At 73.9% G+C, this 14,191-nt stretch carries 15 protein-coding genes; 7 read left to right on the top strand and 8 right to left on the bottom strand.

Features of this window, described 5'->3' with window-relative positions; translation table 11 throughout:
- Nucleotides 1-11: 11 nt before the first annotated feature.
- Entirely contained in the window at nt 12-890 is an 879-nt protein-coding gene (locus tag IE177_RS08170) for an aminoglycoside phosphotransferase family protein (protein ID WP_190014249.1), read from the bottom strand.
- A gap of 163 nt (nt 891-1,053) precedes the next feature.
- Between IE177_RS08170 and IE177_RS08165 the strand changes: the two genes are divergently transcribed.
- Complete coding sequence (locus IE177_RS08165; RefSeq protein ID WP_190014247.1) at nt 1,054-1,851, top strand: VOC family protein; 798 nt, start codon at nt 1,054-1,056, stop codon at nt 1,849-1,851.
- A gap of 46 nt (nt 1,852-1,897) precedes the next feature.
- The gene (locus IE177_RS08160; RefSeq protein WP_190014245.1) at nt 1,898-2,581 is read left to right on the top strand and encodes a ribonuclease H family protein; all 684 of its coding nucleotides are present in this window, start codon (nt 1,898-1,900) and stop codon (nt 2,579-2,581) included.
- On the opposite strand, the gene melC2 is transcribed toward IE177_RS08160, so the two are convergent.
- Both melC2 and melC1 read right to left on the bottom strand, forming a co-directional pair.
- Complete coding sequence (gene melC2 / locus IE177_RS08155; RefSeq protein ID WP_190014243.1) at nt 2,582-3,403, bottom strand: tyrosinase MelC2; 822 nt, start codon at nt 3,401-3,403, stop codon at nt 2,582-2,584.
- A gap of 35 nt (nt 3,404-3,438) precedes the next feature.
- On the bottom strand, nt 3,439-3,819 hold the full coding sequence (melC1, locus tag IE177_RS08150) for an apotyrosinase chaperone MelC1 (RefSeq protein WP_190014241.1): 381 nt from the start codon (nt 3,817-3,819) through the stop codon (nt 3,439-3,441).
- Nucleotides 3,820-4,156: 337 nt separating this feature from the next.
- On the opposite strand from melC1, the gene IE177_RS08145 reads away from it, so the two are divergent.
- The 5 genes from IE177_RS08145 (at nt 4,157) to IE177_RS08125 (ending at nt 9,190) form a co-directional block, all read left to right on the top strand.
- Complete coding sequence (locus tag IE177_RS08145; RefSeq protein ID WP_190014240.1) at nt 4,157-5,353, top strand: FAD-dependent monooxygenase; 1,197 nt, start codon at nt 4,157-4,159, stop codon at nt 5,351-5,353.
- Nucleotides 5,354-5,445: 92 nt separating this feature from the next.
- Nucleotides 5,446-6,939: an MFS transporter gene (locus IE177_RS08140; RefSeq protein WP_190014238.1), complete on the top strand. Its 1,494-nt coding sequence runs from the start codon at nt 5,446-5,448 to the stop codon at nt 6,937-6,939.
- Nucleotides 6,936-7,532, top strand: a complete 597-nt coding sequence (locus IE177_RS08135) for a TetR/AcrR family transcriptional regulator (RefSeq protein ID WP_190014235.1) — start codon at nt 6,936-6,938, stop codon at nt 7,530-7,532. The genes IE177_RS08140 and IE177_RS08135 overlap by 4 nt, the downstream gene beginning before the upstream one ends.
- 113 nt (nt 7,533-7,645) lie before the next feature.
- Nucleotides 7,646-8,629, top strand: coding sequence for an aldo/keto reductase (locus IE177_RS08130; protein ID WP_190014233.1), 984 nt, complete (start codon nt 7,646-7,648; stop codon nt 8,627-8,629).
- A 66-nt stretch (nt 8,630-8,695) separates the two neighbouring features.
- Nucleotides 8,696-9,190, top strand: a complete 495-nt coding sequence (locus IE177_RS08125) for a DUF6328 family protein (protein ID WP_190014231.1) — start codon at nt 8,696-8,698, stop codon at nt 9,188-9,190.
- A gap of 29 nt (nt 9,191-9,219) precedes the next feature.
- On the opposite strand, the gene IE177_RS08120 is transcribed toward IE177_RS08125, so the two are convergent.
- The 5 genes from IE177_RS08120 to IE177_RS08100 form a co-directional block, all read right to left on the bottom strand.
- Entirely contained in the window at nt 9,220-9,876 is a 657-nt protein-coding gene (locus IE177_RS08120; protein ID WP_373305048.1) for a DUF2238 domain-containing protein, read from the bottom strand.
- A gap of 74 nt (nt 9,877-9,950) precedes the next feature.
- The gene (locus IE177_RS08115) at nt 9,951-10,379 is read right to left on the bottom strand and encodes an SsgA family sporulation/cell division regulator (RefSeq protein WP_190014230.1); all 429 of its coding nucleotides are present in this window, start codon (nt 10,377-10,379) and stop codon (nt 9,951-9,953) included.
- Between the two features lie 95 nt (nt 10,380-10,474).
- Nucleotides 10,475-11,446 carry an LLM class F420-dependent oxidoreductase gene (locus IE177_RS08110; protein ID WP_190014228.1) on the bottom strand — a complete coding sequence of 324 codons (972 nt, stop codon included), beginning with the start codon at nt 11,444-11,446 and terminating at the stop codon, nt 10,475-10,477.
- Nucleotides 11,447-11,496: 50 nt separating this feature from the next.
- Nucleotides 11,497-13,068: a serine/threonine protein kinase gene (locus tag IE177_RS08105; RefSeq protein ID WP_190014225.1), complete on the bottom strand. Its 1,572-nt coding sequence runs from the start codon at nt 13,066-13,068 to the stop codon at nt 11,497-11,499.
- A gap of 83 nt (nt 13,069-13,151) precedes the next feature.
- The gene (locus tag IE177_RS08100; RefSeq protein WP_190014223.1) at nt 13,152-14,111 is read right to left on the bottom strand and encodes a threonine/serine dehydratase family protein; all 960 of its coding nucleotides are present in this window, start codon (nt 14,109-14,111) and stop codon (nt 13,152-13,154) included.
- Nucleotides 14,112-14,191: the final 80 nt, after the last annotated feature.

The raw sequence follows: 14,191 nt of genomic DNA, 5'->3' as shown, positions 1-14,191 counted from the left end.
GCGCCCCGGCGCTATCCGGCCTCGGCGAGGATCTCGGTGATCACATGCCGGGAGTTCTCCGCGAGCGCCGGATTCGTGTCCCAGTAGTACGGCAGCTGGATCAGTGAGACCGACAGCGCCCAGCCCCGCCCGCGCGCCCACTCGGCGTCGTCCGCGCCGACGGTCCGGCGGAAGGTGTCCCGGGCGTGTCCGGGCAGCAGGTTCCAGGCGACGATCAGGTCCGCGGCGGGATCGCCGACCCCGGCGGTGCCGAAGTCGATCACCGCGCGCAGTGCGCCGCCGGGGCCGACCAGCACGTTCCCGGGCGACAGGTCGCCGTGGGCCCACACCGCCGCTCCGGTATGGGCCGGGGCGTCCAGGGCCCGCTCCCACAGGGCCGTGACCGCGGCGGCGTCCACCCTGGCGCCCAGTTCCGCGACGGCCGCCCGGGTGGGCTCGTCCCGGTCCCGCAGGGGGCCGCCCCGGTGACCGGGCGGCCCGTCCCACGGGGCGACGCGGCGCAGCGACCGCACGAACGTCCCCAGGTCCACGGCCAGCCGCCGCGGCTCCTCGACCGCCCCCGCGACGGGGTTGCGGCCCTCCAGCCACCGGTAGACCGACCAGGGCCACGGGAAGTCCTCGTCCGGTTCGCCCACCCCCAGCGGCTCGGGCACGGCCACCGGCAGCAGCGGTCCGAGCCGGGGCAGCCAGCGCTGCTCGTGCACCACGTCCGGCACGGCCCCGGGGCGGCGGGGGAGCCGCACCACGAGGCGGGGCCCCAGCCGGAACATGGCGTTCTCGGTGCCACTGGACGCCAGGCGCCGGACCGGCAGCCCGGCCCACTCGGGGAACCGCCGGGCGACCAGGCGCCGGACCAGCGGGGCGTCGACGTCGGCCTCGTCCGCGTGCATCCGCCGCGGGCTCCGGCTGTGAAAGGCACTCATCGGTGCCCATCCCAGCGCCCCGACACCCCTGCTGTCGACGGGATTTCCGTTCGGTTCGGCGCGCGGGCCGCCCGGCGGGTGGCTAGCGTGAGCAATCGGGGACACACCGCACCTCAGGAGGGCCGCGAGCATGGCCGTACAACCCGAAGGAACGCCCTGTTGGGCCGATGCGATGTTCAGCGACGTCGAGGGAGCGAAGAGGTTCTACGGCGACGTCCTCGGCTGGACCTTCGGCGAGTCGTCGTCGGAGTACGGCAACTACACGCAGGCCTACGTGGACGGCAGGGCGGTGGCCGCCGTCGTGCCGCCCATGCCGGGGCAGGAGGGCCAGTCGCAGTGGTGCCTGTACCTCGCCTCGCCGGACGCCGAGGCCACCGCGGCGAAGATCCGCGAGAACGGCGGCGAGGTGCTGATGGGGCCGATGCGGGTGGGTGACTTCGGCACCATGTGCCTGGCCAGGGAGCCCAGCGGGGCCGTGTTCGGCGTGTGGCAGGCCGGCACCCACGAGGGCTTCGAGGCGCCGGCGGCGACACCGGGCGCCTACTGCTGGGCCGAGGTCTTCACCCGCGAGCCAGAGACGGCCGACGCCTTCCTCTCCGCCGTCTTCCCGTACCGGATGAAGGAGATCGAGGACCAGGCGGTCGACTTCCGCATGTTCGACCTCGGGGAGGACACGGTCCTCGGCAGGATGCGGATGACGGAGGACTTCCCACCCGAGGTGCCGTCGTACGTCAACGTCTACTTCGCCGTGGACGACTGCGACGAGGCCGTCGCCAGGGCAACGACGCTCGGCGGCATCCTCCGCTTCGGTCCGATGAGCAGCCCCTTCGGCCGGTTCGCGGCGCTCAGCGACCCGCAGGGCGCCAATTTCTCGGTGATCGACGTCACGACCACCGAGGGGGAGATGCCCGGGGTCAAGGACGTCTGACCCGGCCCGGGACGCCGGCCGGCGAGGCCATGGCATCATCGTGCACATGCGTGAACGTGTGGTGGCCGCGTGCGACGGGGCTTCGAAGGGAAACCCCGGACCGGCCGGATGGGCGTGGGTGGTCTCCGACGGCGACGAGCGGACCCCCGCCCGCTGGGAGGCCGGCCCGCTCGGCCGGGCCACCAACAACGTCGCCGAACTGACCGCCCTGGAACGCCTGCTGGCGGCCGTCGACCCCGATGTGCCGCTGGAGATCCGGATGGACTCCCAGTACGCGATGAAGGCCGTCACCACCTGGCTGCCCGGCTGGAAGCGCAACGGCTGGAAGACCGCCGCCGGCAAGCCGGTCGCCAACCAGGACCTGGTGGTCCGCATCGACGAACTGCTCGACGGGCGGACCGTCGACTTCCGCTACGTGCCGGCCCACCAGGCCGACGGCGACCCGCTGAACGACTTCGCCGACCGCGCCGCCAGCCAGGCGGCGACCGTCCAGGAGGCGGCCGGCAGCGCGCTCGGCTCCCCGCAGCCGCCGGCGTCCCCCGACGCCCCGGCGGCCAGGGCGCCGCGCAAGAAGGCGCCCCGCCGTACCGGCGGCGCGGCGTCCGCACGCACCATCAAGGCGAAGTTCCCCGGCCGCTGCCTGTGCGGCCGCTCCTACGCGGCCGGCGAGTCCATCGCCAAGAACACGAAGGGCTGGGGCCACCCGGAGTGCCGCGGCGCCGAGGTCTGATCAGACGTCGAAGGTGTAGTGCCGGGTGTGGTCCAGCAGGTCCGCCGGACGCACGTCGTTCCACGGCTTCATCGTCTCGTCGAGGTCCACTACGTCCGGCGTGCCGGCCGCCGGCACGTACCCGGCGCCGGGGTGCCGCCGCTGCCACTCGGCCCACAGCTTGTCGACGTAGGCGTGGTGCAGCCAGAACACCGGGTCGTTGGGTGAGACCCCGGTGGCCATCTGCCCGCCGACCCACACGTGGACCCGGTTGTGCAGGTTGACCCCGCGCCAGCCCTCCAGGTGGTTGCGGAAGCCGTCCGAGGCACTGTTGTACGGCGCCATGTCGTACGTGGCGATCGACAGCACCGACTCCACCTCCGCCCGGGTCGGCAGCTCGCGCACGCCCGTGCCGAGCGAGCGGCGCAGGAACGTGCGGCCGTCCACCCGCACGTTGACCGGCCAGGCGCCGCCGGCCGCGGCGAACGGGCCGTCCATCACCCGGCCGTCCGAACTGCGACCGGTGCCGCCGAGGAAGTCCGGCGCCCACAGCGAAGCGCGGACCGTGCGGTCGGTGCTCCAGTCCCAGTACGGCAGCGCCACCGAGGGGTCCACCGACTGCAGCGCCTGCTCGAAGTCGAGCAGGAATCTGCGGTGCCAGGGCAGGAAGGACGGGGAGCGGTGTCCCGTCCGCTCGCCGCTGTCGGTGTCGGCCATGATGAAGGCGTTGTGCGTGCGGACGAAGTCGTCGTAGCGTCCGCTGCGCTTGAGTTCGAGGAGTGCGGCGACGAACCGGCGCTTCTCGTCTGCGGTCAGGACGGCCTGGTTCTTGCGTACGGTCATGGTGCGCGGTGCTCCGTGAGTCCTTGCGGGGGCGGTCAGTTGGCGGGGAAGGGCAGCAGGGGCGCGCCCTGGAGCTCGTCGACCGCGGCACGGGCGGCCGCGCGCGGGGTGGCCACCGGGTCGTAGTGGCTGACGACGCTGATCCAGCTGCCGTCGGCGTTGCGCATCATGTGCAGCTGCACCCCGTCCACGAACACCGCGTAGCCGCCGCCGTGTTCGGCGTGGTGACCGCCCGCGCCGGCCGGCCGGCCCTGTATCCGGCGGCCCTTGTAGACCTCGTCGAAGGACTGCGGCGCGGTGTGGTCGTGGTCGTGGCCGGCGGCCGAGGCGGCGGGTGCGACGAGCGTGGCGGCCGAGGCCGTCGCGGCCAGGGCGGCCGCCGCGGTGAGCGCGCGGCGGCGGGTGAGGTCGGTCATGCGGGTCCTCCGGGAGGGGTGTTGCGGTGGTGACGACGCATGCCTACCGGTGGGTGCGGGAACGGGGGAAATCCCCCGGAGCCGGTTGGTCACGATCAGGACAAGTGGCCACATGTCATACAGAGTTGAACGAAGATGATCTTGTCGTGGCGCCGGGCCGGCGTGCCGCCGCCCGGGCAATTCCTTGCCGCCGCGCCCGGTTTTCCGCCGATCCTTCTCCGGCGCCGCCCGTCCGGGTGACCCGGCTCACCGCGCCAGGCTGACGCGATCGACGCGACCGGCCCTGCTACTGTGCGGGGTCGGATCTTTACTCCAGGTGACCGGTAGGGGTGTTGCGGTGAAGGTGGTCTGCGTCGGAGGAGGGCCGGCCGGCCTGTACCTCGCCATCCTGCTCAAGAGGCAGGACCCGGCCGTGGACGTCACCGTCCACGAACGCAATCCGGAGGGTTCGACCTACGGCTGGGGCGTGACGTACTGGCGTGGCCTCATCGACAGGCTCCAGGAGCACGACCCCGCCTCGGCGCGGGCGATCGAGGAACACTCCGTCAGCTGGAGCGACGGCGTCGCCCACGTCGGTGACCTGACGACCCGGCACCACGGCGACCAGGGCTTCGGCATCGGCCGCCACCGGCTGCTCGCCCTGCTCGCCGACCGCGCCCGCACCCTCGGCGTACGCCTGGAGTTCGACAGCGAGATCACCGGGCCGCCCGCCGGCGCGGACCTCGTCGTCGCGGCCGACGGCGTGCACAGCGCGCTGCGCACCCGGTACGCCGGCCACTTCGGCACCGAGTCCGTCTCGGGCCGCAACCACTACATCTGGCTCGGCACGACCAAGGTCTTCGACGCCTTCACCTTCGCCTTCACCGAGACCCGGCACGGCTGGATCTGGGCCTACGGCTACGGCTACAGCGGCGAGCACAGCACCTGCGTCGTCGAGTGCTCGCCGCAGACCTTCACCGGCCTCGGCCTGGACCGGGCGGACGAGGGCGAGCGGCTGGCCCTGCTGGAGAAGCTCTTCGCGGGCATCCTCGACGGCCACCCCCTCATCGGCCGCGACGGCGCAGCGTGGCTGAACTTCCGCACCCTCACCAACCGCACCTGGCACCACGGCAACCTGGTGCTGCTCGGCGACGCGGCCCACACCACCCACTACTCCATCGGCGCCGGCACCACCCTCGCCCTGGAGGACGCCATGTGCCTGGCCGGCGCCCTCGGCGAGCACGCCGCCCTGCCCGCCGCGCTCACCGCCTACGAGCGGCGGCGCAAGGCCGACCTGCTGTCCGTGCAGAGCGCGGCCCGCTACAGCGCCCGGTGGTACGAGAACCTGCCCCGCTACATCCAGCTGCCCCCGCACCGGATGTTCGCCCTGCTCGGCCAGCGCCACTCACCCCTGCTGCCCTACGTGCCGCCGCAGCTGTACTACGGCCTCGACAAGGCGGCCGGGCAGCTGGAGGTGCTGCGCAGGTTCAAGCGCTGGCTCGGCCCGAGGGCCGCACGCGCGCTGCACGCCCGGTCGGCCTCCCGGCGCGGCTGACCTCCCCCGGCGGCAACGGTTGGTGAATGACCATTCACTCGATAAGGTGAATTGCTATTCACTTTCCGGGAACGCCGTCCGCAGGAGCGCAGATGGACCAGTCCGCCCCGATACCCCCGTCGCCGCGCGCCCCGGCCGCCGCACCCCCGCTGCGCCAGCGGCTCACCGTCCCGGTGCTGGCGTCCGGCGGCATCCTCATGGCGGTCATGCAGACCGTGGTCGTCCCGCTCCTGCCGGACCTGCCCCGGCTCACCGGAGCCTCGGCCGCCACCGTCTCCTGGCTGGTCACCGCGACCCTGCTCTCCGGCGCCGTCCTCACCCCCGTGCTGGGCCGGGCCGGCGACATGTACGGCAAACGCCGGGTCCTCACGACCGCGCTCGCCCTCATGACGGTCGGCTCGGTGCTGTGCGCCCTGTCCTCCGACATCCGCGTGCTGATCGCCGCCCGGGCGCTGCAGGGCGCCGCCGCCTCCGTCGTCCCCCTGTCCATCAGCATCCTGCGCGACGAGCTCCCGCCGGAGCGCCGGGGCTCGGCGGTCGCGCTCATGAGCGCGACCGTGGGCATCGGCGCCGCCCTCGGCCTGCCGCTCGCCGCGCTGGTCGTGCAGTACGCCGACTGGCACACCATGTTCTGGCTGACCAGCGCCCTGGGCGCGGCGGGCGTGACGGCCACCTGGTGGGCCGTCAAGGAGCCCCCCGTACGGGAGCCCGGCCGCTTCGACACGCTCGGCGCGCTCGGTCTCGCCGCCGGGCTGGTGTGCCTGCTGCTGGGCGTCTCCCAGGGCGGCACCTGGGGGTGGGGCAGCGCCCGGGTCCTCGGGCTGTTCGCCGGGGCCGTCGTCGTCCTCGCCCTGTGGTGGTGGCAGCAGCTGCGCACCGAACGGCCGCTGGTCGACCTGCGGCTGGTGACCCGGCCGCGGGTGGGGCTGTCCCATGTGGCGGCCACGCTCACCGGGTTCGCCTTCTACGCCAACTCCCTGGTCACCGCCCAGCTGGTGCAGGCGCCGAAGGCCACCGGCTACGGCCTCGGCCTGTCGATCGTCGCCACCGGCCTGTGCCTGCTGCCCGGCGGCGTCACCATGCTGCTGTTCTCCCCGCTGTCCGCCCGCATCTCCGCCGCGCGCGGCCCGCGCGTCACCCTCGCCCTCGGCGCCGCCGTCATCGCCTGCGGCTACGCCGTCCGCATCGCCGACAGCCGCGACCTGTGGATGATCATCCTGGGCGCCACCGTCGTCGCCACCGGCACCACGCTCGCCTACTCGGCGCTGCCGACCCTGATCCTGCGCGCCGTCCCGGCCGGCCAGACGGCCTCCGCCAACGGCGTCAACGTCCTCATGCGGACCATCGGCCAGGCCACGTCCAGTGCCGCCGTCGCCGCCGTCCTCGTGCACCACACCAGCCCCGTGGGCGGCGTCGCCGTCCCCACCCTGCACGGCTACCTGCTCGCCTTCGCGATGGCGGGCGCCGTCGCCCTCGCGGCCTGCGCCGCCGCCCTCACCATCCCGGGCGACGGCCCCGCCGGCGGCACCCGGCGTGCCCGCGGCGCCACCCGGGGCACCCGCGACGAGGCGATGGAGGGAGCATGAGAGCCGTGAGCACCCCACCCGGCCCGCGAGCCGCCGCCCCCGCACGCCGTGACGCCGAGGCCACCAAGGCCGCGATCCTCAAGGCCGCCCGCCACCTCCTCGCCCGGCACGCGCACACCGACATCACGCTCAAGGCCGTCGCCGAACGGGCCGGCGTCAGCCCGCCGCTCGTGCTGAAGTACTTCGGCAACAAGGACGCCCTGTTCGCCCGCGTGATGTCCTTCGACACCGACGCCGACGCGCTGCTGGCCGCGCCGCTGCCCGGCCTCGGCCGGCACATGGTCCGGTACGTCCTGTCCAGCCAGCGCGAGCGCGGCGCCGACCCGCTGGTGCGCATCGCCTTCGCGCCGCTGCACGGCGACCACGGGGACGTCCTGCGCGCCAACTTCCGCGCCCAGGTGACCGAGCGTCTCGCCGCCCGGCTCACCGGCCCCGACGCCGGTCTGCGCGCCGAACTCGCCGTCGCGGCCCTCGTGGGCCTCGGCGCCATGTACGGCATCGCACGCGGCCCGCACCTGCGGCAGACCGACATCGACGCCGTCGCCGACCGCTACGGCCCGCTCGTCCAGGCGCAGTTGTCCCCCGCGAGCTGACCTCCCCCCCGGCCCGACGCCGGGACGGGGCGGCCACGACACCCCGCCGGGGCGGGGCACGACGCGGAGGCCGCCGTTCCGCGGGACGGGGCACCGGATGACAGACTGACACCATGGACGAACGCGTAATCGGCAGGTCGGGTCAGTGGGCGTCGGTGATCGGCCTCGGCACATGGCAGCTGGGCGCCGACTGGGGCGACGTGGACGACAAGGAGGCCCTGACCGTCCTGGAGACGGCGGCCGAGTCGGGGGTCACCTTCTTCGACACGGCGGACGTGTACGGAGACGGGCGCAGCGAGGAGACCATCGCCTCGTTCCTGCGCGGACGGCCCGACCTGCACGTACTGGTGGCCACCAAGATGGGGCGCCGGGTCGAGCAGATCCCCCAGAACTACGTCCTGGACAACTTCCGCGCCTGGAACGACCGCTCGCGCCGCAACCTCGGCGTCGACCGCGTCGACCTGGTCCAGCTGCACTGCCCGCCGACCCCGGTCTACTCCTCGGACGAGGTGTTCGACGCCCTGGACACCCTCGTGGCGGAGGGACGCGCCGCGGCGTACGGGGTGAGCGTGGAGACCTGCGCCCAGGCGCTGACCGCGATCGCCCGGCCGAACGTGGCGAGCGTGCAGATCATCCTCAACCCCTTCCGTATGAAGCCGCTTCGCGAGGTGCTGCCCGCCGCCCGCGAGGCCGGCGTCGGCATCATCGCGCGCGTGCCGCTCGCCTCCGGCCTGCTGTCCGGCAAGTACACGAAGGACACCGTGTTCGCCGCCGACGACCACCGCACCTTCAACCGGCACGGCGAGGCCTTCGACCAGGGCGAGACCTTCTCCGGCGTCGACTACGACAGCGGGGTCGAGGCGGCCGCCGAGTTCGCCGCGCTCGCGCCGGAGGGGTACACCCCGGCCCAGCTGGCCCTGCGCTGGATCGTCGAGCAGGACGGCGTGACCACGGTGATCCCCGGCGCGCGCAGCCCGGAGCAGGCCCGCGCGAACGCCGCCGCCGCCAAGCTGCCGCCGCTGCCGGCGCACACGTTCGCCGCGATCCGGGAGCTGTACGACCGGCGGATCAGGGACCAGGTCGAGCACCGCTGGTAGCCCGCGGCGCACGGGCGGGCCGCTCCCGCCGTTTGAACGAACGGCGGGAGGGTTAAACGCAAGCCCATGACGCAGGACGGACGGCGCCGCGGGCGCGACGAGACCGAGGAGGAGCGGGCCGACCGGATGTGGGGTGAACTCATCCAGGAGGTCCGTGTGGCCCAGACAGGCGTGCAGATCCTGTTCGGTTTCCTCCTGACGGTGGTGTTCCAGCCGAAGTACGCCCAGCTCGCCGCCGCCGACAGGACGATCTACATCGTCACCGTGGTCCTCGGCGCGTGCGCGACCGGCGCCCTCATCGGCCCGGTGTCCCTGCACCGGCTGGTCTCCGGCCGGCGGGTCAAACCGCAGGCGGTGCGGCTGGCGTCACGGATGACGTTCGTCGGCCTGGTGCTGCTGCTCGCCACCATGACGTCCTCGCTGCTGCTGATCCTCCGTGTGGCGACCCACGACAGCTACGTGCCCTACCTGGTGTCGGCGGTCGTCGTCTGGTACCTCGTCTGCTGGTACGGCCTGCCCCTGTGGGCCCGCCGCAGGCACACGACCGGCTCGGACTCATGAGGTCACCAGCCCCGCGGTCGCCGGCCTGATCAGCGCCGGGCGGCGGTGCCCTCCAGCATCCGCAGGTGGCGGTCGTGCAGACGGCTGAGCAGGAGGAGGGAGAGCACCGCGCCGATCAGGGCGCAGAACATGTCCCACTGGGTGTCCCACACGTCGCCCTGGGTGGCGAGGAACGCGTCCGCGCCGTGCCCGCCGATCTCGGCCGCCAGCCACTCCAGGAGTTCGAAGCACGCGCTGAACGCCAGACAGGCGCACACGGTGAGCGGCGCCAGCCAGCGGCTGCCGCGCAGCGGAGAGGTCCTGCTGAGCAGTTCGCGCACCAGCATCGCCGGGACGAAGCCCTGCACGAGGTGCCCGAAGCGGTCGTAGGGATTGCGGTCGAGACCGAAGGCGTCCCGCACCCAGTCGCCCGCCGGCACCCGCGCGTACGTGTAGTGGCCGCCCACCGCGAGGACCAGCGCGTGCACGGCCAGCAGCCCGCACAACAGCCCCGTCAGCGGGAAGCGCCGCCAGGCGAGGACCACCACCGGCAGGCCCAGCAGGGCCCACACGGTCTCCAGGAACCAGGTCGGCCGGTCGTGCGCGCCCCACGCCGACACGGCGAGCCCGGCGGCCACCGCCCCGGCGAACACGGCGGGAGGCACGCGGCGCGGAGCGGGATACGGGGCGGGGCGCACTGCGGTCACTGCGGGGCTCCTTGCCTGGGGGCGTCGTGGAGCACCCATCGTGGCGCGGGCCCGGCCCGCGGGCATGAGTACGGCTACTCAGCCCCGGAGAGGATCTCCTCGAGCAGCTCGTCGACCGGCACCTGCTCCTGCCCGGGCGGAACGAGCCGGTGGGTGTCGCGCAGGAACGCCGCGATCGCGGGTGCCCAGGCGAACACCACCGCGTGGTGCCGGCCGCCGTCGGGCCGGTGGTCGCCGAGGAAGTCCATGCGCAGCTCCTGCCACATCCCGGTGGCGGCCGGCCGCAGCCGTACGTCGCCGACGCCCACCGGCCCGCTCAGGCCGTCGAACAGCATCTGCCGGTCCAGCCGCCAGCGCGCGAGCACATGACCGTCGTGGCCGAAGACGGCGGTCACGGCGAACGGGTCCTCGGGGTCGTAGCTGAGGTGGGCGAGCACCGGACAGCGCTCGGTGCCTCCCGCGCGGAGCTGCACCACCAGGGTCTTGTGCACGAACGAGTTCACGCGAGGGCCTCCGGGAAACAATCGGCGTAGGGCCCTCTAGTACCCCCATCCCCCGCGCAATGCTCACCCGGGCGAAGGATTTCGGCCGTGTCGGGTCAGCCGAACGCCTCCCGCAGCGCCGGCAGCAGCGTCTTCGCCGACCAGTCCACGTACTCCGGCTGCGTGTCACCGCCGATCTGCACCAGGGCGATCTCCCCGAACCCGGCCTCCACATAGGGCCGGACGGCCTCCACGAAGGCGTCCGGGTCGTCACCGCACGGGATGGCGGAGGCGACGTCGTCCTCGGTCACGAACTGCGTCGCGGCCTCGAAGGCGTCCGGGTGCGGCAGTTCGGCGTTCACCTTCCAGCCGAGCCCGAACCAGCGGAACTGGGAGTGGGCGCGCTTGATCGCCCTTTCCCGGTCGGCGTCGTAGCAGACCGGCAGCTGTCCGACGCGCGGTTTGCCGGTGCCGCCGTGCCGGTCGAAGGCGTCCAGCAGACCCGCCTCGGGCTCGGTCGCGATGACCAGGTCGGCCAGGCGCCCCGCGAGCCTGCAGGACTGCTCGCCCGACACGGCCAGGCCGATCGGCGGGGCCTGGTCCGGCAGGTCCCACAGCCGGGCCGACTCCACGTCGTAGTGCTGTCCGTGGTGGGTGACGTGCCCGCCGTCGAACAGCGCGCGGATGATCTCCACCGCCTCCTCGAGCATCTCGTGGCGCACGTCCACGGGCGGCCAGCCGCCGCCCACGACGTGCTCGTTCAGGTTCTCGCCGGCGCCGAGGCCGAGCCGGAACCGCCCCTGCGACAGCAACTGCACGGTGGCCGCCTTCTGTGCCACCACCGCCGGGTGGTAGCGCAGGATCGGGCAGGTCACGTAGGTCATCAGGCCGATCCGGGACGTGGCCTGGGCGGCGGCGCCCAGCACGCTCCACGCGTAGGGGGCGTGGCCCTGCGAGCGCAGCCACGGGAAGTAGTGGTCCGAGGTCACCGAGAAGTCGAACCCGGCCTCCTCGGCCCGCACCACGTGGTCCACCAGGTCCCGGGGCCCGGCCTGCTCGGTCATCATCGTGTATCCGATTCGCACCATGACAGGCGGGTCCCCTGGCCGGCGGCGGGATAACGGCCGCGTCAGCAGGGTCAGCCCTTCGGCTCACGGAACGAGCCGAGGACCGTCCTCAGCGCCAGCCGGCTGGCCGCGTCGTCCCAGAGCCCGGCCGGGGTGGTGAAGCGCAGGGACAGACCCCGCCCGCCGCCCAGCAGGAAGCCCCGGCCGAAGGTGTGCGTCCGTGCCCCCGGGGACCCCGCCAGCCACTCGAGGTCGGCGGCCCGGTGGCCCCGGTAGGTGGTGGCCCGGACATCGCCGACACGGCGGTATCCGGGCAGTCTGCGCAGCTGCGGCTCGACGTCGTCGCGCCACACGGCGACCGGGTCGGGCCCCACCTGCGCGCTGTAAGTGACGGCGAGGGTGGCGGAGTCGCCGCCGGTGCCGAAGGTGACGCGGTAGGCGACGCCGCTCACTCGGGAGGTGCTCAGCCGCTTCCAGCCGCCGGGCAGCGCCACCGAGAATCCCTCCGGAGCGGTGTAGCGCCGGTAGCCGGCCGGCAGGGCGGGGGAGGCGGGGGCCGTCGGCGTGGCGCTCGCCGTGGGGGTTCCCCCCGCGGTGTGCCGCCCGGTGGGGGAAGCCGGGGCCGTGGCCGCGGGGGGTGCGCCCGCGGCGGCGGTGCCGGGCAGGTGGTGGGTCGCGGTCAGGACCGCCGCCGTGCCGGCGACCGCGGCCAGCGCGGTGCCCACGGCCAGGACCCGTCGGCCCCGCGCCGGCCCGGGAAGGCGCACGCCCCGGTACGCGCCGCGGGTCCGGGGCGCCGGAACCGGCTCCCGGTCCGCGACCGTGTCCTCGGCCACGGCCCGGTTCAGGGCCTCCTCGGCCACCTGCCCGGACAGCCGCTCCACCGAGTTCTTGCGCAGCAGCCCCTGCACGACCTGGGTGAGCGGTCCCGCCCGCAGCGGGGTGCGCAGCGGCAGCCGGTCGACGGCCTTCAGGGTGGCGTAGGGCCGGCCGCGGTCCCGGAAGGGCGGCCGGCCCTCGACCATCGTGTAGAGCACCGCGCCCAGCGCCCACAGGTCGGCCGCCGGACCGATGCGCTCGTCGCGGGCCTGCTCCGGCGAGGCGTACGACGGCGCCGTCAGTCGCGGGACGAGGGTCGCCCCCGCCAGGCCGAACCCGGTGACGACGACCGCACCGTCCTCCCGCACGAACAGCTGGCCGGGACTCAGCTCGCCGTGCGTGATGCCCTCGCCGTGCGCGGCCCGGAGCACGCCGAGCAGCTCCAGCGCGATCCGCGCCGCCCGCACCACGTGGAACGGGCCCTCGCCGGCCGTGACTTCGGACAGCGGCGTGCCGTCGATCCACTCGGTGACCGTCCACAGCGTGCCGGCCTCCACCACGGCGTCGACGACGGCGGCGACCTCGCCGGGACACAGCAGCCGCAGTGTCTGGGAGGTCCGCACGACCCGGGCGGTGACGCGGCGCGCGGTCTCGTCGGTGCACGGCTCGGGAAGGGCGGTCTGCGCCACCAGTCTGGGCTGCCCCGCCGTGACGTCCTCGGCGTACCACCACGCGCGGTTCGTCTCGCGGGCGAACACTTCGAGGAGGCGGTACCGCCCGGCCACCAGCTCGTGTGCGGAGACGTGCGCCTTGGCCATGATCATTCCTCGCTGCAACCCCTGCCCGGTCTTTCCCAGAGGTACGCGAGGCGCGCGGGGGTGCGTTCAAACGGGCCCCCGCCGAGGGGTCACAGCAACCCGAACCGGCCGGCCCAGCCGGTGAGTTCACCGGGTGTCGTGTTGCCCCCGCACACCACGAGCCCGATCCGCGCACCCGCGCCGACGCGGGCCGCCACCTGCCGGGCCGCCGGCAGCAGACAGCCCGCGGCCGGCTCGGCCCACACCTTGGCGTGGGTGGCGAGGTCCAGGCAGCCCTGCACGGCGTCCCGGTCCGGGACCACCAGCACCTCCTCGACCAGCGCGGACACGTGCTCGTACGTCGACTGCGACACCGAGGGAGCGCTGAGCGTGGTGACCAGGGACGACAGGGGCACCGGCACGGGTGCTCCCGCCGCGAGCGCGGCGGACATCGCCTCGGCGCCCCCGGTCTCCACACCCCACACGCGCACGCCCGGGCGCCGGGCGCGCAGGGCCGCCGCGACCCCGGCGATCAGCCCTCCGCCGCCGATGCTGACGACGACGTCCGTCAGCTCGCCGGCGTCGTCGGCCAGCTCCAGCCCCACGGTGCCCTGGCCGGCGATCACGACGGGGTCGTCGAAGGGGTGGACCAGGGTCAGTCCCTCGTCCCGCAGCCGCGTCACCAGTTCGAACGCGCTGTCCATGCCGTCGGTCAGCCGCACCGACGCCCCGGCCCCCTCCACGATCCCGATGGAGCGCGCGGGCGCGGTTCGGGGCATCACCACGGTCGCCTTCACATCGAGGGCCGCCGCCATCACCGCGAGGGCGATGCCGTGGTTGCCGCCGCTGACCGCGACGACGCCCGCGGCCCGTTCGGCCCCGCTCAGCGACAGCAGCTTCGCGGTGGCCCCGCGGGCCTTGAACGAGCCGGTGCGCTGGAGCAGTTCGAGCTTGGCGGTGACCGGGACGCCGAGCAGTTCGGACAGGCCGGGGCTCGCCACGGTCGGCGTCCGCACGACGTGTCCGGTGATCCGCCGGGCGGCGGCTTCGATGTCCGAGATGCCGATCAAGGTGCCTCACCCTTCCGGCGCGGGGGTGGGGACCGCGCCGCACGCACCTTGACGTGCCGCGACGCCCGAGGTCAACGACG

It is taken from the genome of Streptomyces lucensis JCM 4490 (genome assembly GCF_014650035.1).
Classification (GTDB): Bacteria; Actinomycetota; Actinomycetes; order Streptomycetales; family Streptomycetaceae; genus Streptomyces; species Streptomyces lucensis.
The sequence above is the reverse complement of the archived record's forward strand: the minus strand, read 5'-3'. Positions and strand labels throughout refer to the sequence as shown.

Bases quoted from the DNA above. Each gene is read 5' to 3' on its own strand.
- IE177_RS08170 (WP_190014249.1), bottom strand. From the start codon at position 890: ATGCACGCGGACGAGGCCGACGTCGACGCCCCGCTGGTCCGGCGCCTG.
- IE177_RS08165 (WP_190014247.1), top strand. From the start codon at position 1,054: ATGGCCGTACAACCCGAAGGAACGCCCTGTTGGGCCGATGCGATGTTC.
- IE177_RS08160 (WP_190014245.1), top strand. From the start codon at position 1,898: ATGCGTGAACGTGTGGTGGCCGCGTGCGACGGGGCTTCGAAGGGAAAC.
- melC2 (WP_190014243.1), bottom strand. From the start codon at position 3,403: ATGACCGTACGCAAGAACCAGGCCGTCCTGACCGCAGACGAGAAGCGC.
- melC1 (WP_190014241.1), bottom strand. From the start codon at position 3,819: ATGACCGACCTCACCCGCCGCCGCGCGCTCACCGCGGCGGCCGCCCTG.
- IE177_RS08140 (WP_190014238.1), top strand. From the start codon at position 5,446: ATGGACCAGTCCGCCCCGATACCCCCGTCGCCGCGCGCCCCGGCCGCC.
- IE177_RS08135 (WP_190014235.1), top strand. From the start codon at position 6,936: ATGAGAGCCGTGAGCACCCCACCCGGCCCGCGAGCCGCCGCCCCCGCA.
- IE177_RS08130 (WP_190014233.1), top strand. From the start codon at position 7,646: ATGGACGAACGCGTAATCGGCAGGTCGGGTCAGTGGGCGTCGGTGATC.
- IE177_RS08125 (WP_190014231.1), top strand. From the start codon at position 8,696: ATGACGCAGGACGGACGGCGCCGCGGGCGCGACGAGACCGAGGAGGAG.
- IE177_RS08110 (WP_190014228.1), bottom strand. From the start codon at position 11,446: ATGGTGCGAATCGGATACACGATGATGACCGAGCAGGCCGGGCCCCGG.
- IE177_RS08105 (WP_190014225.1), bottom strand. From the start codon at position 13,068: ATGATCATGGCCAAGGCGCACGTCTCCGCACACGAGCTGGTGGCCGGG.